The organism is Nocardia sp. NPDC004568 (assembly GCF_040609955.1).
Lineage (GTDB): Bacteria > Actinomycetota > Actinomycetes > Mycobacteriales > Mycobacteriaceae > Nocardia.
In genome coordinates, this window is the sequence record NZ_JBEXLL010000073.1 from 1 (window position 1) to 21,938 (window position 21,938).

At 69.4% G+C, this 21,938-nt stretch carries 21 protein-coding genes, 1 pseudogene and 1 riboswitch; of the genes and pseudogenes, 8 read left to right on the forward strand and 14 right to left on the reverse strand.

What is annotated here, in order from left to right; genetic code table 11:
• The first annotated feature begins 796 nt into the window (after positions 1–796).
• Positions 797–1,165 carry a hypothetical protein gene (locus tag ABZV91_RS26175; protein ID WP_355246879.1) on the forward strand — a complete coding sequence of 123 codons (369 nt, stop codon included), beginning with the start codon at positions 797–799 and terminating at the stop codon, positions 1,163–1,165.
• 79 nt (positions 1,166–1,244) lie between these two features.
• Here the strand turns inward: ABZV91_RS26175 and ABZV91_RS26180 are convergent, their stop codons facing one another.
• From ABZV91_RS26180 to ABZV91_RS26205, 6 genes are all read right to left on the reverse strand, one after another.
• Complete coding sequence (locus ABZV91_RS26180) at positions 1,245–1,706, reverse strand: YiiD C-terminal domain-containing protein (RefSeq protein ID WP_355246882.1); 462 nt, start codon at positions 1,704–1,706, stop codon at positions 1,245–1,247.
• Positions 1,707–1,730: 24 nt separating this feature from the next.
• On the reverse strand, positions 1,731–3,008 hold the full coding sequence (locus ABZV91_RS26185) for an MFS transporter (protein ID WP_355246975.1): 1,278 nt from the start codon (positions 3,006–3,008) through the stop codon (positions 1,731–1,733).
• Between the two features lie 336 nt (positions 3,009–3,344).
• Positions 3,345–5,132 (reverse strand): GMC family oxidoreductase, encoded by a 1,788-nt coding sequence (locus ABZV91_RS26190; RefSeq protein WP_355246885.1) that lies wholly within the window; start codon positions 5,130–5,132, stop codon positions 3,345–3,347.
• A gap of 99 nt (positions 5,133–5,231) precedes the next feature.
• Positions 5,232–6,884, reverse strand: coding sequence for an alkaline phosphatase D family protein (locus tag ABZV91_RS26195; protein WP_355246888.1), 1,653 nt, complete (start codon positions 6,882–6,884; stop codon positions 5,232–5,234).
• Between the two features lie 84 nt (positions 6,885–6,968).
• Complete coding sequence (locus ABZV91_RS26200) at positions 6,969–7,694, reverse strand: hypothetical protein (protein WP_355246891.1); 726 nt, start codon at positions 7,692–7,694, stop codon at positions 6,969–6,971.
• Entirely contained in the window at positions 7,691–8,299 is a 609-nt protein-coding gene (locus ABZV91_RS26205; RefSeq protein ID WP_355246894.1) for a hypothetical protein, read from the reverse strand. Before ABZV91_RS26205 ends, ABZV91_RS26200 begins: the two co-directional genes overlap by 4 nt.
• A gap of 491 nt (positions 8,300–8,790) precedes the next feature.
• Between ABZV91_RS26205 and ABZV91_RS26210 the strand changes: the two genes are divergently transcribed.
• The 3 genes from ABZV91_RS26210 to ABZV91_RS26220 all read left to right on the forward strand — a co-directional run bounded on the left by ABZV91_RS26210 (position 8,791) and on the right by ABZV91_RS26220 (position 10,196).
• Positions 8,791–8,928, forward strand: a complete 138-nt coding sequence (locus ABZV91_RS26210) for a hypothetical protein (protein ID WP_355246897.1) — start codon at positions 8,791–8,793, stop codon at positions 8,926–8,928.
• A 63-nt stretch (positions 8,929–8,991) separates the two neighbouring features.
• Positions 8,992–9,195, forward strand: coding sequence for a hypothetical protein (locus ABZV91_RS26215; protein WP_355246900.1), 204 nt, complete (start codon positions 8,992–8,994; stop codon positions 9,193–9,195).
• Positions 9,196–9,332: 137 nt separating this feature from the next.
• Complete coding sequence (locus ABZV91_RS26220; protein ID WP_355246903.1) at positions 9,333–10,196, forward strand: SDR family oxidoreductase; 864 nt, start codon at positions 9,333–9,335, stop codon at positions 10,194–10,196.
• Positions 10,197–10,270: 74 nt separating this feature from the next.
• Here ABZV91_RS26220 and ABZV91_RS26225 read toward each other — a convergent pair.
• The 6 genes and pseudogenes from ABZV91_RS26225 to ABZV91_RS26250 form a co-directional block, all read right to left on the reverse strand.
• Positions 10,271–10,510 (reverse strand): annotated as a pseudogene (locus ABZV91_RS26225) (SAM-dependent methyltransferase); the annotation flags it as partial.
• Positions 10,511–10,765: 255 nt separating this feature from the next.
• A complete protein-coding gene (locus tag ABZV91_RS26230; protein WP_355246906.1) occupies positions 10,766–11,608 on the reverse strand; it encodes a TetR/AcrR family transcriptional regulator in 843 nt (280 codons plus the stop codon).
• Between the two features lie 136 nt (positions 11,609–11,744).
• The gene (locus ABZV91_RS26235; protein ID WP_355246909.1) at positions 11,745–12,518 is read right to left on the reverse strand and encodes a hotdog domain-containing protein; all 774 of its coding nucleotides are present in this window, start codon (positions 12,516–12,518) and stop codon (positions 11,745–11,747) included.
• A gap of 126 nt (positions 12,519–12,644) precedes the next feature.
• The gene (locus ABZV91_RS26240) at positions 12,645–13,877 is read right to left on the reverse strand and encodes an acyl-CoA dehydrogenase family protein (protein ID WP_355246912.1); all 1,233 of its coding nucleotides are present in this window, start codon (positions 13,875–13,877) and stop codon (positions 12,645–12,647) included.
• A 196-nt stretch (positions 13,878–14,073) separates the two neighbouring features.
• On the reverse strand, positions 14,074–15,357 hold the full coding sequence (locus ABZV91_RS26245; protein WP_355246915.1) for a cytochrome P450: 1,284 nt from the start codon (positions 15,355–15,357) through the stop codon (positions 14,074–14,076).
• Between the two features lie 291 nt (positions 15,358–15,648).
• Entirely contained in the window at positions 15,649–16,821 is a 1,173-nt protein-coding gene (locus tag ABZV91_RS26250) for an aminoglycoside phosphotransferase family protein (protein WP_355246918.1), read from the reverse strand.
• A 283-nt stretch (positions 16,822–17,104) separates the two neighbouring features.
• Between ABZV91_RS26250 and ABZV91_RS26255 the strand changes: the two genes are divergently transcribed.
• Positions 17,105–17,308, forward strand: coding sequence for a hypothetical protein (locus ABZV91_RS26255; RefSeq protein WP_355246921.1), 204 nt, complete (start codon positions 17,105–17,107; stop codon positions 17,306–17,308).
• A gap of 26 nt (positions 17,309–17,334) precedes the next feature.
• Here the strand turns inward: ABZV91_RS26255 and ABZV91_RS26260 are convergent, their stop codons facing one another.
• The gene (locus ABZV91_RS26260) at positions 17,335–17,946 is read right to left on the reverse strand and encodes a TetR/AcrR family transcriptional regulator C-terminal domain-containing protein (protein WP_355246923.1); all 612 of its coding nucleotides are present in this window, start codon (positions 17,944–17,946) and stop codon (positions 17,335–17,337) included.
• Between the two features lie 68 nt (positions 17,947–18,014).
• Here ABZV91_RS26260 and ABZV91_RS26265 point away from each other — a divergent pair, with 68 nt between their 5' ends.
• Both ABZV91_RS26265 and ABZV91_RS26270 read left to right on the forward strand, forming a co-directional pair.
• On the forward strand, positions 18,015–18,605 hold the full coding sequence (locus ABZV91_RS26265) for a peroxiredoxin-like family protein (protein ID WP_355246926.1): 591 nt from the start codon (positions 18,015–18,017) through the stop codon (positions 18,603–18,605).
• Positions 18,602–19,213: an ATPase gene (locus ABZV91_RS26270; protein ID WP_355246929.1), complete on the forward strand. Its 612-nt coding sequence runs from the start codon at positions 18,602–18,604 to the stop codon at positions 19,211–19,213. Before ABZV91_RS26265 ends, ABZV91_RS26270 begins: the two co-directional genes overlap by 4 nt.
• Positions 19,214–19,304: 91 nt before the next feature.
• Here the strand turns inward: ABZV91_RS26270 and ABZV91_RS26275 are convergent, their stop codons facing one another.
• Entirely contained in the window at positions 19,305–20,753 is a 1,449-nt protein-coding gene (locus ABZV91_RS26275; RefSeq protein ID WP_355246931.1) for a PLP-dependent aminotransferase family protein, read from the reverse strand.
• Between ABZV91_RS26275 and ABZV91_RS26280 the strand changes: the two genes are divergently transcribed.
• A complete protein-coding gene (locus ABZV91_RS26280; RefSeq protein WP_355246934.1) occupies positions 20,752–21,807 on the forward strand; it encodes a DMT family transporter in 1,056 nt (351 codons plus the stop codon). The genes ABZV91_RS26275 and ABZV91_RS26280 overlap by 2 nt on opposite strands.
• A 56-nt stretch (positions 21,808–21,863) precedes the next feature.
• Positions 21,864–21,930: riboswitch (guanidine-III (ykkC-III) riboswitch) on the forward strand.
• Positions 21,931–21,938 lie beyond the last annotated feature (8 nt).

Below are 21,938 nucleotides of genomic sequence, written 5' to 3' on the forward strand. Positions count from 1 at the left end.
CGCGATCTGGCACAACCACACGATCGGCGCACCGGTCACCCGGTCACTGATCGCCTACGACCATTGACCAGGGTTTGGACTTACTCGTCTAGGGACTCGCGCTTCGGGCAGGCGATGTGCGGTCGGCCGCCCGCGGGAGGCCGACCATCGAGCACCTTCGGCCGGGGATGACGGGCCTCGGCCCTCTCCGGGCCGCGTGCGACTCGCACGGGAATCGCTTCGGCGTTGTCGGCGCAATCGCCGGGGCTCGGTGATTGCGCCGACATCGACTGATCCTGTGCCGACGCGTCACCGGAAGCCTCCACCGCGGGCAGGTGGCCGGGGACGGATCATGCGGCGTGTGCGCGGTGGTCGCGGAAAATGCGTGAGGCGCCGGGATCCGGCGCCGAAGGCACTCGGTACGACCGAATTCGGGATATTCGGTGCCCTACCTATCCGCATTTCACAGTGCACCACCTGTCCGCGTATCGACAGAATCGACCATGTTTCAGAATCGATTATGTTTCGAATGCGTGATGCGAAGGATCACCTGGCACGGGCGCGCCCGGACGCGGGGACACCGCTACCGGTAGCGGGCATATTGCGGCGGTGAGCCACGCCCGGGGACGCACCCATGGAGGCGAAAGTACCGACGACGCCGACCGAATCACCCGACTCGCGGGCCGTACGGATATTTCCGCGATTTTCCGGGAATATCGCGATTCTCCGAAATCGGTAGCGCGACTCTGGTAGACGTGCCGGGGAGATCGGGACGATCTCGCTGTATCGAGGAACAGAGAATTACCGAGGAGAACGAATGCGTGCGAGCACGTTTCTGATCGCCGGTGCGGTGTTGTCGGCGGCGACCGTGCTGGGTGGCGGTATCGCGGCGGCCGAGCCGGCGGATCACATATCGCGCGACGGCGTCTACCGGGTCGGCGTCGATATCCGCCCCGGAACGTGGGAATCGGCCGGCCCCACCGATCCCGCCCGGAGCTGCGACTGGCGGCGGCTGCGGTTGGTCGAGGGCGACAACACGAATATGCACTACATCATCGAGAACAACTACACGAAGCTGGGCCCCATCCGGGTCACCGTGAAGCCGACCGACGCGGGTTTCAAGACCGAGAACTGCGGCACCTGGCGGATGGTTCCCCCGACGCCGACCGGTTCGGCCGGACTCTGACCCCGGCAGGCCGCGCGGCCCGGCTCCCCGATACGGGAGGCCGGGCCGGTACCGCCGCTGGTCGCTACCGCGACCTCGGTCACTGGTGGGCGCGCAGCTGGTACAGCCCTTCGGTTTCGGCGACGATCACGCCGTCGGTATCGCTGAGCACCGCGCGCAGGGTGAAGTCCGCTTTACCGTTGGCCGCGGCCTCGGCCGCGATCCGGTCGATCTCGGCGTCGTCCAGGGTGGCCTGGGCGCGGACCGCCGTGGTGGCCGGTTTCCGGAACACGATCCGCAGGTCTTTCACCAGCGGGTAGAACCGGACGGTGTCGAAGCTGGCCACCGCGATGGCTCCGCCCAGGATCTCACCCACCGTGAACAGCACCCCGGCGTACATGACACCGAAATGGTTGCCGTTGCCGTCCACGGGCACCGTGGCGGCGGCGTACCCGCGGCGCACCTCCTCGGCATGCACTCCCATCCGGTGCGCCACCGGGATGGTCTGTTCCAGCGCCGAATTCACGACTTCGGCGATCGGCGGGTTGCGGACATCACTCATAACAGGGTCGGCCCTTCTCATGGGTCACGCGACGATTTGCTTTTCTTCCGAGGCCGGCGGGTCGGGTTCGGCGGCATCGGGCACCTCGGTGCCACGCAGCGACGTTCCGGCGGTCTCGCGCAGGAAATACCATGCCACCAGACCGATCAGCGCGGCGGCCACCATATAGAGCGCGGGGAACAGGCTCCATCCGGTGGCCTCGATCACCGCTTCGTTCACCAGCGGCGCGGTACCGCCGAACGCGGCCGTGGACACGTTGTAGGCCAGGGCGAACCCGGCGTACCGCACATGGGTCGGGAAGATGGCCGGGAAGGTCGCGCTGATCGTGGACAGCTGCGGCACATAGAGCAGGCCCAGCACGACGAAGCCCACGATCGCCCAGCCGGTGCCCACACCCATCAGCCAGTACATCGGCACCGCCAGCACCGCCAGCCCGACCAGCGAGAACAGCCACAGCGGCCGCCGGCCGGTCCGGTCGGACAACCGGCCGAAGAACGGGACACACGCCATCATCGCCACTTGGCCGACGAGCATCATGGCGGTGGTGGTGGACTCGCCGAGGCCGATGGTGTTCTGCAGGTAGGTCGGCTGGTAGGTGAGCAGGGTGTAGTTCGCCACGTTCAGCGCGATGACCAGACCCGACAGGGTCAGGAGCTCACGCTTGTAGGTGGTGATCAGCACCCGGAGCCCACCTTCGGGATGCTCCTGTTCGTTGACCTCGGTGAACACCGGCGATTCGTCGAGCTTGGTCCGCAGGTACCAGCCGATCGCGCCCAGCGGGACGGCGATCAGGAACGGGATCCGCCAGCCCCAGTCGTGCATGGCGTCCGAACCGAGGACGAGCTGGCACAGCAGCACGACCGCGGAACCGCCGACGAACCCGCCGAGCGTGCCGAACTCCAGGAAGCTGCCGAAGAAGCCGCGTTTCTTGTCGCTCGCGCATTCGGCCAGGTAGGTGGCAGCGCCACCGTACTCACCGCCGGTCGAGAAACCCTGCACCACACGGAGCAGGATCAGAAGAACGGGGGCGAGCACCCCGACCTGACTGTGGGTCGGCAGCACACCGATCAGGCCGGTGGCGGCCGCCATGAGCAGGATGGTGGTGGCCAGCACGACTTTGCGGCCCACCCGGTCGCCCAGGGGCCCCCACACCATGCCGCCGACCGGCCGCAGGACGAAGGAGATGGCGAAGCCGAGCATGGTGCCGAGGGTGCCGAGTTCCCCGGGGAAGAATGCGTCGGTCAGGTAAGTGGCGGTGGCGGCGTAGACGCCGTAGTCGAACCACTCGGTGGCGTTGCCCATTGCCGAGGCCGCGACCGACCTCTTGAGTTGTGGCGCTTCGACCTGTGCTGGTTGCGGCTGCTGGTCCGTCACGGTCAGTCCTCTCCGGCGCATGCGTCCGTGTCGGCCCGGCCGACCCATGACGTCGCGCTCGCCGGCGACCGGGTTCCGGCGAGTATCGACCTCAATCCGTTACCCGGGATTTTTCCTGGGTAAACGCCCGCAGCGCCGGGCCCGCGTCACCGGGCACCTCTCATCAGCTACTGACCAGCGTATGTGAAGGCACTCACACCTGCGGGAAAACCGGCCCGGGACACGCCTTCGACGCCCCATCGGCGGGCCGGTGTTCCCGGCCGCTCAGCGCGACTCCTCCCCGCCGACGGCGGCGGGATCGGGCCGGTGATTCACCTCGATCAGCGGCAGCCGCAGCGCCGCGGGTGCCGACGCCGGCACCACCGGGGACGCCGGGGCCACGGGGGCGACCCGCCGATAGGGTGCGCCGAGCGGCGGCCGCGGATCCACCTGGCCCTTGTTCGGCCACATCGCCACCGCGCGTTCGGACTGGGCGGTGATGGTGAGAGAGGGGTTGACGCCGAGGTTGGCCGAAATCGTCGACCCGTCGATCACATGCAACCCGGGGTAACCGAAGAGCCGCTGGTAGGGGTCCACAACACCGGTCTCCGGGCTCTCGCCGATCACGCAACCGCCGATGAAATGGCCGGTCATCGGAATATTGAACACACTGCTGGTGGCGCCGCCGGCGATACCGTCGATCTTGTCGGCGACCCGGCGGCCCACCTCGTGACCGGCCGGGATCCAGGTCGGGTTGGGGGCGCCCTCACCCTGCCGGGTGGTCATCTTGCGGCCGAACAACCCGCGTGTGGTGTAGGTGGTGATCGAATTGTCCACCGACTGCATCACCAGCAGTCCGATCATCTGTTCCGACCAGCCCCGGGGATTGTGCAGATGGGGCAGGTCGCGGCGGTTGCGCCAGATCTCGCGCAGCCACAGCCGGCGTTTGGACACACCCGGCTCCTCGTCGACCATGACGCTGCCCATGAGCGAGATGACATTGCTGCCCTTGCCGTAGCGCACCGGTTCGATGTGGGTGTCGTGATCGGGGTGGATCGAGGAGGTGATCGCCACCCCCTTGGTGAAATCGCTGGTCTTGTCCCGGCTGCGGATCGCGAGCAGTTCCTCGGAATTGGTCCGGGACAGGAAGCCCAGCCGGCCGGAGATATCGGGTAGTGAACCGGTGTCACGCAGCTTGTGCAGCAGTCGCTGGGTGCCCAGGGAGGCCGCGGAGAAGATCACCTGCTCGGCGGTGAAGGTGGTGCGTTTCTTGCGCAACCAGCGGCCGGTCGTCACCGTCGCCACCGCGTAGCCGCCGCCCGGCAACGGCTTCACATCGGTGACGGTGCGCAGCGCGTGCACCGTGGCACCGGCCTGTTCGGCCAGGTACAGGTAGTTCTTGACCAGGGTGTTCTTGGCGTTGTGCCGGCAGCCTGTCATACATTCGCCGCAGTGGGTGCAGGCGCGGCGCGCGGGCCCGACGCCCCCGAAATACGGATCCGGCACATCGTCGCCGGGCCGGCTCCCGGGGCCGCCGAAGAAGACCCCGACCGGCGTCCGCTGATAGGAATCGGCGACGCCCATTTCCTCGGCGACCTCCAGGAAGACCCGGTCGGTCGCCGTGGTCGCCGGATTCGTGGTCACCCCCAGCATGCGTTTGGCCTGGTCGTAGTAGGGCGTGAGCTCGTCTTTCCAGTCCGTGATACCCGCCCACTGGCCGTCGCGGAAGAACTTCTCCGGCGGTTCGTAGAGGGTGTTGGCATAGACGAGGGAGCCACCACCGACTCCCGCCCCGGCCATGATGAGGGTGTTCTTCAGCAGCGCGAGCCGCTGGATACCGAAGCATCCGAGATACGGCGCCCACAGGTACTGCCTGGCACGCCAGGAGGTTTTCGCGAATTCGTCGTCGGCGAAGCGGCGGCCGGCTTCCAGGACGCCGACCCGATAACCCTTCTCGGTCAACCGCAGGGCGCTGACGCTGCCCCCGAATCCGGAGCCGATGACGAGGACGTCGTAGTCGAAGGTCTGGCCGGGCCCGGCGCCGGTGCCGGTGCTCGTTGCGGTACTGGACATCTTTCCGAGACTATGGCCTGGGTCACCGTCGCAGGCACATACCCGCGGACACGAAATCGGTACTTTCGGCCAATATGCGGGCCCGCGGCCGCGCCCCGCTCATCTGCCCGCTCCGGCCGCGGGGGCCGGAACGGAGACCGCCACCTCGGGTCCGGCCGGCCCGGGATCCCAGGCGGCCTGCGCACCGGGCCGGCCGTGCTCCACGACATAGGTGGCCCGGGTACCGATCGGCGCCCCCGGCCGGCCGACATAGGGCACCACCCGGTAGTCGCCGCGCCACAGCCGCTCGTCGACCTCGACCCGGACATATCCCCGTTGGCCGTTGAAGAACTTCATATCGGGGTTGGCGGCCAGCAGCGTCCGGCCGCGCGGCGGAAGGTCGGCACCGTCGCGTCCGGTGGTGATCGAGGTCCCGGTGAACTCGGTGGCCACGACCGGCGATCGCGGGTCGCGGTAGTTCCCGCGCAGATCGACCACGTAGTTCTCGTGCCGATCCCCGGTGAGTACCACCAGATTTCCCCGCCCGCTCGCCGCCGCGGCGGCGAGCACCGCGTCGCGGTCGGCGACATAACCGTCCCAGGCGTCGGTACCCACCGCGACCGCCGGGCCGGGGTCGTAGTCGGACTGCGCCATCGCGACCTGATTGCCCAGGATCTGCCAGCGGGCGGTGGAACGCGTGAGACCGTCGATCAGCCGATCGCGTTGCGGCGCACCCAGGATCGTGCGGTCCGCCGCGAAGCGCTCGGGACAGTCGACCACCAAATTTCCGCCGTCACCGCAGACCAGCGACGTGCGGTATTGGCGGGTGTCGAGCATGGTGAGGTCGGCGAGATCACCGAAGGCGTAACGACGGTGCATCCGGACGTAGGGGCCGGCGGGTAGTTGTTCGATGCGCAACGGCAGATGTTCGTACATCGCCCGGAACGCGGCCGCGCGGCGCCGCCGGAACAGGGCCGGCAGCAGATGGATATCGATCCCGGCGCCCGGGTCGGAACCGGCCCAGTTGTTGTCGATCTCGTGATCGTCGAAGGTGCAGATCCAGGGGAAGGCCGCGTGCGCGGCCCGCAATTCGGGTTCGGCCTTGTACTGCGCGTACCGCAGCCGGTAACCGGTGAGATCGACGGCCTCCGCGCGCAACGTCTCCGGGATCGAGAGGCCCGCGCGGCCGCGCGCCCATTCTTTCTCGTAGATGTAATCGCCCAGATGCACCACGAAGTCGAGGTCCTCGTCACACAGATGCCGATAGGCGGTGTAGTAGCCGGAACTCCAGTGCTGGCAGGAGGCGAAGGCGAAGCGCAGCCGCGCCACCCGCGCACCCGCGGCGGGCGCGGTGCGGGTGCGGCCCACCGGGGAGATGGCCGCACCGGCGCGGAAGCGGTAGTAGTACCAGCGATCCGGCGCCAGCCCGCGGACCTCGGGGTGCACACTGTGGGCCAGTGCCCGGGTGGCCACCGCGCTGCCACGCGCGGCGATACGGCGGAAATGCTCGTCCTCGGCGACCTCGTACTCGACGGTGACCGGCGCCCGCGCGGTACCGCCGAGCGCATCGGGCGCGAACGGGTCCGGAGCCAGCCGGGTCCACAGCACGATCCCGTCGGGCAGCGGATCGCCGGACGCCACCCCCAGGGTGAAGGGATCACCCAGCCATCGCGGCGCACGATACGGAGCGCTGCTCGCGAGACCTGCTCCGGCCAGGAGGGCGGCTGCTCCGGCGGTGCCGGCCTGTAGTAACCGACGTCGGGACAGAGCCATGAATCAGCTTAACCCGGCCCGGATCGCCGGAATCGACGCGGCGGAACCCGGCCGCCCGGTCGGTCACCGGGCGGCCGGACCGGTCTAGCGGTCGCCGATACAGACCACGAACCGGCGTTGGTCGTAGACGAACCCCCGGTCGGCCGACGGGCACGCGTTCACATCCACGGTGTCCGGCAGGATGCTGATCACCTGCACCCCGCCCGGCCCGCATTCCGTGCGTTGCGGCTGGTCGCCCGAGACATCCACACAGCTGCCGACGACCCAGTCGATATCGAGGCACAGGGTCGTCTCGCCGATGGTGTGGCTGGAGTCGGCGTCCGCGGGGCACGCGGTCCCCGCCGGGCCGGCACCGGACACCTTGTAACGGGATTCCGGACTACCGCAGGAGGCCTTGGCGACCTCCTTCTCGCCGAGCGCGCTCAGACATTCGCCGGCCGCCACCTCGACCTTCGGCGGGGCCTGTTTGGCCTCTTTGTTGGCCGAACCCGCGATACCGACCGTGGAGGGGGTGGTGGTCGGCGGGGCCGTCGAAGGCACCAGCACCGACGGCGGCGCCACCGGGGCGGGCGAGGTCTCGGTCGCCCCGCCGGCGGTCGTCGTCTCGACGGCGGCCGGGGCGGCGAGATCCTCGGTCGTCTCGTCGCTGCCGGCGGTGGCCAGCAGCGCGGCCACGCCGATGCCGAGCACGATCGAGGTCACCACCGCCGCGATGGCGATCGCGGCGGCGGTGGCACCGACCCGGGCGCGCTTGTCCTGTGGCGAGAGCGGCGGGTTCCCGCCGTCCTCCTCCGGGCCCGGCTGGGTCACGGTTCGCCGCGCAGCACGGCCGTCACCGCGTCGACGAACGGCTGTCCGCCGGTGATGTAACCGCCGGCAACCGCACCCACGACCAGCCCGATCGGGCCGGTGATGATGCTGAGGAACCCGAGCCCGACGAGTGCGCCGAGCAGACCGCCGAGCACCGCGCCGGCCGCGACACCGACGACGTTCTCCTGCAGCTCGGTGGTCAGCCGTGCCATCGAGCTGACCGGCCGCATCTCGCCGATGTTCTCGGCGGTGACCGTCGGGGTCAGCTCGAGGGTGGTCCCGTCGGCGCTGATCTCGTGGGCCACCGCCATCTCGCTGCCGGAGATCTCGTACTGCAGCGGCACTTCGGCCACCACCGCGCCGCTGACGGCTTTGAGCACCGCCTTGGCGCCGTCCGGCGTCAGCTCGAACCGCCCGTCCTGGACCTCGGTGGTGATCGTCTGGGTCTTCTGGTCGACGCTGGTCTCATAGGCGACGCCCTGGTCGACGCCCTCGCTCTTGATCTCCGGAGCCGGTGCCGCGGGTTCGGCGTGCACCACGCCGGCGGAAATCCCTACAGCGGCAACGGACAGAAGTGCGGTTGCGGCGAAAGTGCCGAACTTCATTACGTTCAATTCCTTCTCACGTGAACCGACCCTGGGCCGGGCGGCTGCGATTTCATTCGCGCACAGGACCATACCGATATTCGGAGGTGGAGTGCATATCAGGAATTAAACGGAAACCTCATCCTTTAAATTGCTGACCAATAACCGCCCTGTTCGGTGAGAATTCCGCAATACTCGCCGCGTTCAACGGTTATGCCACTTCGCGATATCACCGTGACACCAGCACCGGCCCCGGCAGCATTCCGCCGGCAATCGTCCAGTGGCCAGAACTTTTGCGCCCGGTTATTCCCCGGAAGGCCTCCAGGTGTTACATACCCGCCGACATGTGCCAGTCGAGGCGGGTGCGGCGGCCGGCCCCGGCGAGCGTCCACCGGCACCGACCGGAACCACTTCGTGACCGACCGGGGCTGTCCCACGCGACCCCGGAGTGCTGCACTGGTTACAGGACGTTGCACCGTGTACCCACTGTCGATCCGACCGGAGCACACACCATGACGACCGCCGCGTACACGCTTGTCACCAGCGGTGTCCTCGCCGCCGCGACCGTGTTCGGACCCGCGGCCGGCGCCTCGGCCGCGGTGTCGAGTGTGAGCGTCTCCGGCGGTGTCGGTCTCGGCTTCGTCCAGTAGGGGACCGGGTGCACCTACACCGTCACGGTCCGCGGGGACGGCGTGAACGCGCTGGAGGACCGCGTGAACGGGCAGCCGGTCGGTGGCACGTTCGGGCCGATCGAGCAGGCGGGACCCGGGACGTACACCGCCGATTGGGCGCCGGCGACCTCCGGGCGGCACGTGGTGTCGGCCGACGGCGCGGCCACCGAGGTGTACGTGCAGAAGGGCTATGACCTCGGCCTCGTCTGTTTCACCCTCCCCGAGTACCTGCGCCTGCCCGGCTGACCGGCTGTCGGGAGCCGGCGTCCGGTCGGCCGGGCCGCCCGGAATCACTCCAGACCGCTTGACAGACACCGTACTTTTGACAGACTCCGTCGAATGGCCCCGGCACGGCAGTCCCGGGGCGGACGAAGGGAATTCGGATGGGTGTCTACGCGGTCACGGGAGCGGCGTCGGGGATGGGCAGGGCGGTCGCCGACAAACTGGCCGCCGAAGGCCACCGCGTGATCGGTGTGGACATCCAGGAGACCGATATTGTCGCCGACCTCTCCACCGCGGCGGGCCGGCGCGACGCGATAGAGGCGGTACTGCGCGCCGCGGACGGTCGGCTGGACGGCGCCGTCCTCGCGGCCGGACTGGGCCCGGTACCGGATCCCGCCCGGTGGCCGGTGATCGCCGCGGTGAACTATCTCGGCACGGTCGAACTCCTCGAGGGCTGGCGGCCGGCACTCGCGGCGACCGGATCCGCACGGGCCGTCGCCTTCGGCAGCAATTCCACCACCACGGTCCCGGCGGTGCCGCGCCGGGCAGTGGCGGCGTTCCTGGCCGGCGATACCGAACGCGCCGTCCGGACCGTGCGGATCTTCGGTAAGCGGGCGGCGCCGTTCGTATACGCGGCCTCCAAGATCGCGGTCAGCCGCTGGGTCCGCCGCCACGCCGTCCGGCCGGAATGGGCCGGTGCGGGTATCCGGCTCAATGTCATCGCCCCCGGCGCGATCCTCACCCCGCTGCTCGAACGCCAGCTGGCCTCCCCCACCGAGGCCAAGGCCGTCAACGCGTTCCCGGTCCCCACCGGCGGGTTCGGCACACCGGAACACATCGCCGACTGGGTCGCCATGATGCTGTCGCCGTCGGCGGAATTCCTCTGCGGCAGCGTCCTCTTCGTCGATGGTGGCACCGACGCCTATTTCCGACCGGACGATTGGCCGCGCGCGGTGCCGCTGCGCCGCATCGTCGGATACCTGCGCCGGTTCCGTGGTTTCTCCGCGACCCCGCGACCGGAGTAACCACGGACCGCCCTGGACAGGTGCCCGAGTCCGAGCCGGGCACCGTGCCCGGTGACAGTCGGCCACCCGGCCCGCTACGGCTTCCGCGCGGCCCCGGCCCAGCGGTTCACCTGCGTATCCGGCCACTCCGGCGACTCATCCACCGGGCGCCACCGGTTGGCCACCACGACACGCGGTTCCAGCGGTTCCAGACCGTCGAAGAACCTGGCGAATTCCGCGCGACTGCGGGACCGGGCGAAGAGGCCGCTCTGCCGGTACGCCTCGAACGCGCGCTCCATGTTCTCCGGATCGAGGTCGGTGGTGATGTGGGAGGCGACGGCGAACGAATCGGGTCCGGTTCACTGGCGACGCTGTCCGGCGGCCGGTTTCGGTCGTTCTCTGCCCCTATCGTTTCCGAGTCGTCCGCGAGGCATTCGGCAGAACCGCGACACTGACGCAGGCTGCCGGAAACCTCGGCCAGGGCCTGCGACGGTCGCTCGCCACGGTGCCTGTCCGCGAATCGCGGGCCCCGCCGACAACTCACCCCGTAGCGCTGCCGGCCGTGGGCGCGGTACCGCGGAAAGGTCGTCCTAGATTCGATCGGAACTGGTTGCCCTACCACGGGTTTCCGGCAATTGCAGGGCGTTGCACCAGATCCAGTCGAGTGTTTCGAGCAATGTGTCGAGTTCGATCCGCTCACCCTCCACGAACACCAGATACGCCACCTTGCTCACCATGCTCGACAACGCCAGCGCCGTCACCCGCGCGTCCAACCGGCGCGTGACCAGACCACGCTCCTGCAGGTCGCGGATCAATGCCGCATTGCGCTCGATGAACGCGGAGGCACGCTCGGCCCGCAGCGCGGCGAAATGCGGGTCGACCCGGGATACCTGCTCCAGAACGGCCATCAGCCGCGCGTTGCGTCGATAGGACCTCAGGTACTCCCGGTTGGCGGCGGCGATCCAGTCGCGTGGATCGCCGCTCCCGGCGCGTGCCCGGACGTGCGGATGCAGCATCTCCTCCCGGACCTGCTCGACTACGGCGGCGAAAATCTCTTCCTTGCTGTCGAAATGGGTGTAGAACGACCCCGACGCCACCCCGGCGGTCCGGGTGATATCGCTGATCCGGGCATCCACGAACCCGTCGGCCTCGAAAACCGTACGGGCCGCGGCGAGGAGCGCCGCACGGGTCCGGATCCCGCGGCGGCTCTTCGGGGCGGGCCGGGTCGCACGACCGGCCCCGGTGAGCTCCGCCGCGGCTCCCCCGCCGGTCGTCCCGGCCCCGGTGAGCTCCGCCCCGGCTCCCCCGCCGGCCGTCCCGCGCCCGGTGAGCTCCGCCCCGGCTCCCCCGCCGGTCGTCCCGGCCCCGGATCCGCTGCCGACTCCCCCGCCGGCCGTCCGGCCCGGGGATGTCTTCTCCTGCCGGGCGTTCACCGGGCACTCGCCGTCATCGCGGTCCGGCCGACTCGCGGAAACCGGTAGCGGCGGGCGCGGACAGACTCCGACATCGCAGACCGCCCGGACAAGAGAAGCCGGTGGCAGCGGGGACGAACGGGCTCGGACACCGCGCTCACGCCGGGAACAGGCGGCCCGTCGCCAGCGTGGTGAGCCGATCGGAGTTCCCGGTATCGCGCAGCGTCGCCCGGCCCACCTCGGCCCGCAGTGTCGCGTCGGCCACCACCGGGCCCACCCGGGCGGGTTGCAGGTACCGCAGACCGAGCGTGCTCAGGGTGGACCCGGGCGCCAGCGACAGGATGGCCTCCTCCGCCGCGAGCGCGATCAGGCCGCCGTTCACGGTCCGGGAAGCGTTCAGGCCGTCGTCCGTGCGCGGCAGCACCGCGGTCCCCGGGGCGCGGCGCACACACCCCGCTCGTTCGGCGAGCGGCACCTCGAGCAGCCGGTCCGATACCGGCATATCGACGCTCAGCCCCGCGGGCAGCCGCAGATCCGCGTCGGGCGAGACCATGAACGAGCCGCCGCCGAAGGCGAACGGTTCGCCGTCGACGGTCCATTCGACCTCCGCCACGAACACCGACCGACCCGCTTTGATCTTGCGTCCCACCGCCCGCACCTCGCCGGCGGCCGGCGCCGGCCGGTACAGGTGCACATCGAGTTCGAGGGTGACCGGCACGCGCGGTCCCAGGGTGAGCGCGGCCAGCAGCCCGGTCACGGTATCGGTCCAGGTGGCGAGCACCGAGGTGCGCAGCCGCTCGGTGCCGGGGACGTGCATCTGCGGGGTGCTCGTCGCCGACCCGTGCAGCTCGTCGCCGACCCGGGTGGTGGCGAAGCCCAGCTCCAGCAGGATGTGCCGCCGACGCGGTGCGGTTCCGGTCTCGACCGTCATGGGATGCCTCCTCGTGCCCGTCCGGGTCGCGCCGAGGGAACAGCGGAGCGCCGACCGGACAACTCCAACGTATCGGGCGGCGAGCCGGAGCGCCCGGGCCACGTCCCCGAGCCCGGGCGGGGGCCACTAGCTACCGGCGGCTTCGGCCGCCGCGCGGGCCTTACCGAGCTCGGCCCGGGCGATCGTCAGCTTGTGCACCTCGTCGGGGCCGTCGGCGATCCGCAACGTGCGCAGATGCGCGTACATGCTCGCGAGCGGGAAATCCTCGGTCACGCCCGCCGCGCCGTACACCTGGATGGCGCGATCGACGATCCGCAACGCCATCACCGGCGCGGCGATCTTGATCGCGGCGATCTCGGTGCGGGCCTCCTTGTTGCCGACCGTATCCATCATCCAGGCGGTTTTCAGGGTGAGCAGCCGCGCCTGCTCGATATCGATACGCGCCTCGGCGATCCAGTCCCGGATATTGGCCCGTTCGCTGACCTTGCGCCCGAACGTGGTTCGCGAATCCGCCCGGGCGCACATGAGTTCCAGCGCGCGTTCGGCCATCCCGATCGCGCGCATGGCGTGATGGATACGGCCGGGACCCAGCCGGGCCTGGCTGATCGCGAAGCCCTCGCCCTCGCCCTTCAGCACATCTGTGACCGGGACCCGGACATCGGTGAACTCGATCTCGGCGTGCCCCTCCCGATCGACATAGCCGAACACCGGCAGATTACGGACGACGGTGACGCCCGGCGCGTCGATCGGCACCACCATCATCGACTGCTGGCGATGTTTGGGCGCGTCCGGGTCGGTCTTGCCCATCACGATGAGCACCTTGCAGTTGGCGTGCATGGCATTGGAGGCGAACCACTTACGGCCGTTGAGCACGTACTCGTCGCCGTCGCGTTCCATCCGCATCTCCACATTGGTGGCATCGGAACTGGCGACCCCGGGTTCGGTCATCGCGAAGGCCGATCGGATGGTGCCGTCCAGCAGCGGTTCCAGCCAGCGCTGCTTGTGCTCTTCGGTACCGAAGAGGGTGAAGACCTCCATATTTCCGGTATCGGGCGCCGAACAGTTGCACGCCTCGGGGGCCAGCGCCGGACTACGGCCCATGATCTCGGCCAGCGGCGCGTACTCCAGATTGGACAGGCCCGGACCCCACTCCGGATGCGGATGGAACAGATTCCACAATCCCCGCTCCTTGGCCTCGGCCTTGAGATCCTCGAGGATCCGCGGATGATGATGCGGATCGCCCGCCGCGGCCATCTGCTCGGCATACACCGGCTCGGCCGGATACACGCGCTCGTCCATGAAGGCGAGCAGGGCGCGCCGGTACTCGCGGGCACGCTCGGTCGAGGTGAACAGTTCCACGAGAACTCCGATCGTCGGGGCGCGGTTCGATGCCCTCCCGACGGTAGCCCAAACTTGAATCCGGATTCAAGTACTTCACCTCGCGCGGGATCGGACTCCCATCCCCCGGCGTCCACTCCGCCGCCGGAATCGCTGTGCTCGCCCGCAGGGCCCGGACCCGGCCGGATCCGGGCCCTGTGGCGGGGCGCCGCTGGGCTCAGGCGCGGACCGCGGGCCGGGGGGAGGTATCCGCGTATCCGGGCAGCGGGGCCTGCGGGGGAAATGTCACCGGCAGGCCCGCCAGCGACCGATGGAAGGGGCCCGGCCGCCAGACCGGCTCGCCGTCGGGGAAGTCCGCGCGCATCTCCGGGACCGCGTCCAGCAGCTGATCGATGGCGCCCTCGGCGACCATATAGGCCAGCGATTGGGCGGGGCAGGCGTGCGGGCCCAGGCCCCACGCCAGATGGGCGCGATTACCGGTCAGCTCCGAGGTACGGATGGCGGGGTCGTTGTTACAGGCCGCCATGCTGATCACCACGGGCTGATGCGCGGGCAGCCACACATCGTCGAGCAGGATCGGCATCCGCGGATAGGTGATGAGCAGGTTCGCCAGCGGCGGGTCGTTGAACAGCACTTCGTCCAGGGCGTCGCGGGAGGTGAGGTTTCCGCCGAGGACACTGCCGCCGAAACGTTCGTCGGTGAGGATCAGCAGCAGGGTGTTGACGATGAGGTTGAGTTCGAATTCGATCCCGGTGCCGTACACCTGCGAGACGTGGTGGGAAACCTCCTCCTCGGTCAGCTCGACCGGATGCTGCAGCAGCACCGAGGTGATATCGCTACCCGGGTCCTCGCGTTTGAGCAGTACCAGATTCATCAGGGCCTCGCCCAGCATCCGGCTGCCGGCTTCGGCGTCCACTCCCTCCAGCAGCGCGGCCGTCCCGGCCGCGACCTGCTGCCCGATCTCCGGCGGGCAGCCGAGCAGATAGTTGATCACCTGGAATGCCAGCGGGAACACATACTGCTGGATCAGCTCCGCCCGGCCGTCCTGGCAGAACGAGTTGATCAGCGGGCCCGCGATGTTCTCGACGACCGTGTGGATCGCGTACATATCCACTTCGTCCATGCTCGCGGTGATCGCCTGGCGATAGCGCACGAACTCCTGTCCGGCGCACCGGCTGGCCATCGGGCGCCATTCCAGCAGCGGCAGAATCGGGCATTCGGCCGGGATATCCTTCTGCCAGATCCTGGGGTCGGCGGGGAAACGATCCGGATCGTTGAGCACCCGCAGGGCGGTGTTGTAGCCGATCACCAGGGTGGCAGGTACCCCGGGAGCGAGCTCCACCGGCGCCAATGAGCCGTACCGAGCCCGCATCTCGCGGTAGAACCGGTGCGGATCGGCGGCGAATTCCGGCAGGTACAGCGGTATCCGCGGATCATCGGAATCGATCGGCGAACCGTGCACGTGGGCCTGTGCTTGTCTTCGGTAATCCGAGGTGGTCAAGAACGAACTCCATACCGTCCGGTTGCGGAGCCGATGGTTTTCCACCGGCCGATCCCGGTTCGAGGCCCCTCCTGCGGAAATCTCCTGACTCGAGCCGGAACCAGGCGATGGTACGACATGGTCACGAATTCCGAACGATTCCGAAACAAGTTGTACGACCGTACTTTTCGTCCTTTATTGGACTAGTCCGCATGGTTCGACCGGTCCGGTCCGAATGAATTCACCCGGCTTCACCGCTACCGCGACGCGGCCGGGCTCGGCGAATCCCGAACCCGACCGGTGCCACGGTTCTCACACGCCCAGTGCGTCCAGTGATCGATTGTCGTCGATGGCCGAGGTGATCCGCCGCAAAAGTGTGAGGCAGGTCTCCTTCGATTGCATCTCCGGCTGATACGCGGCCCGGCCGATGGTGAACGCCCATGCCGCATAGGCGAACATCGACTGCTGCCGGTAGATCAGCCACGCGGTATCGAAATCGGGTGCCACACCGCCGGCGTCGGCCAGTTCCTCCAGATACGCCCGCAGCAGATCTTCGGCCCACGCCCGGCGATCCTCCGGTTCGCACCCGGAATTGACCGTGTAGGCGAAATCGTGCCCCCAGCCGCCGCGCATGACGACCTGCCAATCCACATAACCCATCCGCCCCTCGGCGGTCCGGTAGGTCTGACCGATATGCGGGTCACCGTGCAGCAGGGTGTGCGGGAGTTCGGTGGTGGCCAGATCCACCGCACGCTCGACACCGGACCACAACCGGTCCGCCTGTCCGTGCAGGTTCTCCGGGACCACCTCGGCCGCCCGCTCCAGGCCCACCGCACAGCGGGTCTTCATATCGATGGCCGCGAGATAGGCCCGCAGCGCCTCGTTGGTGGTCTTGAGCACCTCGATGGCGGGATCCTCCCAGAATGTCCCGTGCAGCCGGGCGAGATTGCGGACCAGATCCTCCATTTCGGTGCGGCCGATCGGGGCGGTCGGTTCACTGAACACCGCCCCTCGCGTCACGGCGATATCCTCCATCAGCGCGATCGACCGCCACGAAGCCGGATCCGAGGCACCCCAGTAGCCGAGTGGGGCCTGGATCTCCAGTTTCGGCCGGAAATCGCGGAAGAACCGCGTCTCACCGTCGATCATCTTGCCGCCGCCGAGCAGAATGCGCTGGCTGAGCGAGGTCGTGGTCTTGGCGAACAACGCCTCCGGTAGCCCGGCCGCCCGGCCCGCCTCGTTGTACTCCACCCGGATCGCGACCCGTGTGGAGGTGCCGCTGCTACCGCCCGCGGTGTCGAAGGACGCCACTTCCGCGCCGGGAGTGTCCCGGCAGAGCACCGCGGTCAGCCATTCGGCGGTGAGCGCGGCGCCGGAGGCGGGCACATCGTCGATCGCGCGGGCCCGGTGCCGGGTGATCTTCTCGCCGAGGATATGCCCGCCCACCGCGGCGAGCCGACCGAGCAACCAGAGCTTGTGATTCATATCCGCCTCACTTTCCGGATGCGCGCGGAACAGCGCGCACCGTGCCGAACCATCCGGTCCGGACTTTCTCTTCGCACAGACGATTCCCGATTTTGCGCTATATTCGCTGTGCCGGAACAGCTTTCGGCCGATTACTCTACGTCCGGGAAGCGAATGGGCCCGGTTCGGCCCGCCCGGAGCTCGCCGCGAGGCATATATCGGAACGAGACCGCCGACACCGGAAGTTTGCCGGAGCGCGAAATATAATCGGGTCACCGACCACTGTCGACGAAAGACGCCCGCCATGGTGACGCTATCTGTTCGACATGTACCGGACGCGGTGTATCGCGCCCTGCGTATCCGCGCGGACAATAACGGCCGCAGCACCGAGGCGGAGGCCCTCGCCATTCTCGAGGAGGTCGTCACGCGTTCCCCCGCGAGAGTCCGATTGGGAAAGGTTCTGGCCGGGGAGCACCCCGACGACGACCGGGAGACACCCGAGGAGTGACCGGCCGGCGGGCGCACAGCCGTGGATCAGCCCGCGACCAGGCCGCGCAGCACGATATCGAGCCCGCGCCCGAATTCCTCGTCCGCCGGGACCGACCTCGCCTCCCGCGCGGTATCGACGAGAAACGGGAAATCCGCCGGCGAGAGTTCCGACATGGTGAGCGTGCCCGGTCCCGACAGCCCGGCGTAGTACTCGTTCTGCAGGAACCCGAGCAGGAAACCGATCAGCGTACGCTGCGCCACCACTCGGTCCACACCGGAGAATCCGCCGTCGGTGAGTACCGCGAGCATCGCATCGATGAGCCGTAACGATCCCCGCGCCGCCTGCCGGTGCCGCAGCACCAGCGGTACCGCGGCAGGATGCTTCGCGACCGCTACGCGCAGCCGGTTCATCAGCGAGCGGATCCGGTCGGTCCAGTGCGCCTGGGGCAGGACGAGATCGACGGAGTCGAAAACATGATCGACGACCAGTATCTCCAGCGCCTGCCGGTCGGCGACGTACCGGTACAGGCCCATGGTGGCCATCCCGAGTTCCTTGGCGACCGCGCGCATGGTCAGCGCGGCCAATCCCTCGCGGTCGATCACCGCCAGGGCAGCGCCGACCAACTGGTCCTCGGTGAGCGAACGCGGCCTGGGCACGGATTGACAGCGTACTGGATACGCGCATACTGATTGTAAGCGTACCTTGTACTCCAAAGGAGAAATCCGTGGCGCCACCCGACCCTGTCCCCGGCCGTACACTCACCGCCGTCACCGGCGCGGACGTTCCGGTCCCGCATTCCCGGGACCTCGTCCACCTGCAGTTCCGGCGCTTCGCCGGCTGTCCGGTCTGCAATCTGCACCTGCGCTCGATCGTGAACCGGTTGTCCGATATCCGGGCCGGCGGAATCCGGGAAGTGGTCGTCTTCCACTCCACTGCCGCCGAATTGCGCAAGTACACCGCCGACCTACCCTTGGACGTGATCGCCGATCCGGACCGGGTGCTCTACCGGGAGTTCGGCGTGGAATCCGGCGGACGAGCCCTCCTGGACCCGCGCGGATGGCCCGCCATCGCACGCGCGGTCGGCGCCGAGATCGCCGCGACCGGCCGGCGCGGCGACCGCCCGGCGCCGCCGAGCCACCCGGAGGGCGGCCGCCTGGGCCTGCCGGCGGACTTCCTCATCGCCCCGGACGGCGCGGTACTCGCCGCGAAATACGGAGTCCACGTCGACGACCAGTGGTCGGTCGACGAACTACTCGCCCTGGCCGCCGGTCACCACCGCGCGACCACACAACTCGCGGAGGAGACCCGGCCATGATGACGCTGGAGATATCGGTCACCGGGCGCGCACTCGACGCGGCGGCCGAACGTGATCTCGGCGAACGCGTCCTGGCCGCCGTCACCGCCGCCGAGTCCGCACCGGACGAAACCATGCGCCGGGCGCGAGAATTCACCCATGTACTGATCCGGCAACCACGTACCTGGGTGACCGGCGGCCCCGACGTCGACACCGCACCGCGCTATCTGGTGCGGCTCACCGTGCCGCAGTCATGGAGCAACGACCGCGACTTCGGCCGCTACATCGTTGCGATGATCACCGATGCCGTCGCCGCGACCGAGACCGATCCCGGACGCCTGCACCGCGAACCCCATTGTGTCGTACAGATCGTCGGCCTGCGGGAGCACTGCGTCGGCACCTTGGGCCGGTCGACCACGAGCACCGAACTCACCCGGCTGATGACCCAGGATTTCCGCGACTCCGGACAGCGGCCGGAGGCCCCGGAGGGCTGCGCCATCGATCCGACGTGCGGAATGGTCGTGGAGTGGGCCACCGCCCAGTTCACCGCGACACACGCGGGAGTCGACTACGCGTTCTGCGCGCCGTCGTGCCGGAAGGTCTTCCTGGAAGATCACGCCGCGGGCTGACCCCGGCGACCCGGCCGCGCCGACACCGGCGCGCCGGGTGGGTCGACTCGCCGAGTGCGCCCGGCTCGGGGCGGCATCCGGTCCGGACCCGCTACCGGCCCGGGGCCACGCCCTCGCCCGCCCGGCGGCCCGGATGCTGCCGGGCCAGCGCCCGGGCGATGACGCGGGCACCGTCGGCGAACGCGCCCGGATTCGGCCCGGAGTAGTTGATCCGCAGGTAGGCGCCCGTGGGCTCGGCGGGGAACCACTCGTCGCCCGGGGCCACGATCACGCCCCCGGCCTCGCAGTCCCGGACGAGCCGGGCGAGATCGGTGTGTTCGGGTAACCGGACCCAGAGGTTGAGCCCGCCTCGCGGGATCAGTTCCGGGACCGCGTCGGGGGCGTGCTCTCGGAGCGCGGTCAGCAGCAGGTCGCGGCGGATCGCCAGGCGCTGCCCCAGACCGCGCAGGTGGGTGCGCCACCCCGGATGCGACACCACATCGAACGCGACCGCCTGGAGCAGTCCGCTCACGTACATCGACTCGGCCTGGGCGTCGGAGAGAATCCGGTCGCGTGCCGGCCCGCGCGCGACGACGGCGGCGATCCGCACCGACGGGGAGACGCTCTTGGTGAGCGACCGCAGATAGATCACGTGTCCGCTGTCGTCGCGCGCGGCCAGTGGGACCGGCACCGAGTCGATGCCGAAATCGTGCGCCCAGTCGTCCTCGATCAGGAAGGCCCCGTGCTCGCGCACCACCTCGAGCACTCGCGCGGCGGTCTGCGGCGCCCACTGGGCGCCGGTGGGATTGGCGAAATGGGGTTGCGCGTAGAAGGCGCGGGCCCCGGTCTGCTCGAACGCGCGGGCCAGTTCCGCCGGCCGCGGCCCCTGCGGACCGCTCGGCACCGGCACCACAAGCACCCCGGCCCGCTCGGCGGCCATCAGCGCACCCCAATAGGTCGGCGATTCCACCAGCAGCGGCCGGCCGGGGCCGACCAGCGACTGGAAGGTCGTGTTGAGGCCGCTCTGACTGCCGCCGAACACGATCACATCGCTGGGCACCGGCGGCAGCACACCGGCCGGGGTCACCGTCGCCAGTTCGGTGGCGAACCAGCTCTGTAGTTCCGGAGCCCCCGCGGTCGGCGGGCGGCCGATCGCGGCATCGCCGCGTGCGGCCCGGGCGAAGGCGGCGCGGACCAGGCGGACCGGGAGCAGTTCCCGGTCGGGGTACCCCGAATGCAGCGCTATGCGGTCGTTGGGCACCGTCCGCAGGACCGTGGACATCTGGGCGCGCCGGCCGCGCGGTGCGCCGAGGGCGGCGGTCTGCCATCCGTAATCGGCCGGCCGGGCCGGCCGCACCGCCTGCACGAACGTGCCGACCCCTGGCCGGCTCTCCACCAGCCCCTGTGCCACCAGTGTCCGTATCGCCTTCTGGACGGTGACCGGACTCGCCGTGTACCGCGTCACCAGCGTGCGCGTGGACGGCAGTGCGGCCCCGGCGGGGGCGGTGGCGATCCATGCGCGGAGGTCCGCGACGATCCGCGAACTGCTATCGTCGACCATGAAAGATCATAGTAGCGCTACTCACCGGCGTCACGTACCGCTATCGCCCGCTCGGACCGGGCCGGCCTGGGGGCTGCTCGGGGTGGCGGCATTTTCGCTGACTGTCCCGCTCACCCGGATCACAGTGGCCGAGGGCGGAATGTCGCCACTTTTCGTTGCCTGCGCCCGCGCCGTGGTCGCCACCGTCCTGGCCGCCACGGCACTGCTCGTGACGCGCCGGCCGCTGCCCCGCGGCAGGCAATGGATCCGGCTCGGCGTCGTCGCGGCCGGTGTGGTCGCGGGCTTCCCCCTACTCACCAGCTTCGCGCTCACCATGACGTCGGCGGGCCACAGCGCGGTGGTGATCGCGCTGCTCCCGGCGGCGACGGCGGCCCTGGCGGTGCTGCGGACCGGGGAACGACCACCGCGCGCGTTCTGGTGGGCCGCGGCGGCGGGAGCGGTGGCCGCCGTGGGCTTCGCGGTCTTCCGCGCCGGCGGCTTCGCCGGTCTCCACTGGCCGGATCTGCTGTTGTTCGGCGCGGTCGTCGCGGCAGCCGCCGCGTACGCCGAAGGCGGACTGCTGTCCCGCGAGCTCGGGCCCTGGCAGACCATCTCCTGGGCGCTCGTCCTGTCCGCGCCGCCGATGGTCGCGCTCAGCGGGATCGCGATCGTCATCCAGCCCCCGACCGGCTCCCCCACCCAGTGGGCGTCGTTCGCCTATCTCGGTGTGGTCAGCATGTTCCTCGGTTTCCTGGCGTGGTATCGCGGGCTCGCGCAGGGCCCGATGGCGCAGGTCAGCCAGATCCAGCTGGTCCAGCCGGTGCTCACCCTCGGCTGGGCCGCGCTGCTGCTGGGCGAATCCCTGACCTGGTCGACAGCACTGGGCGCGCTCGCGGTCGTCGCGTGCGCCGCGGGAGCCGTCCGCACCCGGCTCGGGCGACCGGAACCGGAAGCCGGCACCCCATCCGGTTCCGGCGCCGCCGTCCGTGACGCCGTGCCCCCGGCCGGCGGCACGGCCGGGCCCGGCACCGCGGAACAGCGATCGGACCCCGCGCCGGCGCCCGCCGTCCGGTGAGCGTGGTGGTTCCGCTCACCACCGGGAATCCCGCGCGCATCCCGTTCGTTGTCGCAGTGGAGTCCGGCGATCGGGCTCGCGGACGAGGGAGCAGTACCCGCATCGCGACAAGACTGACTCGGAAGGGTTCG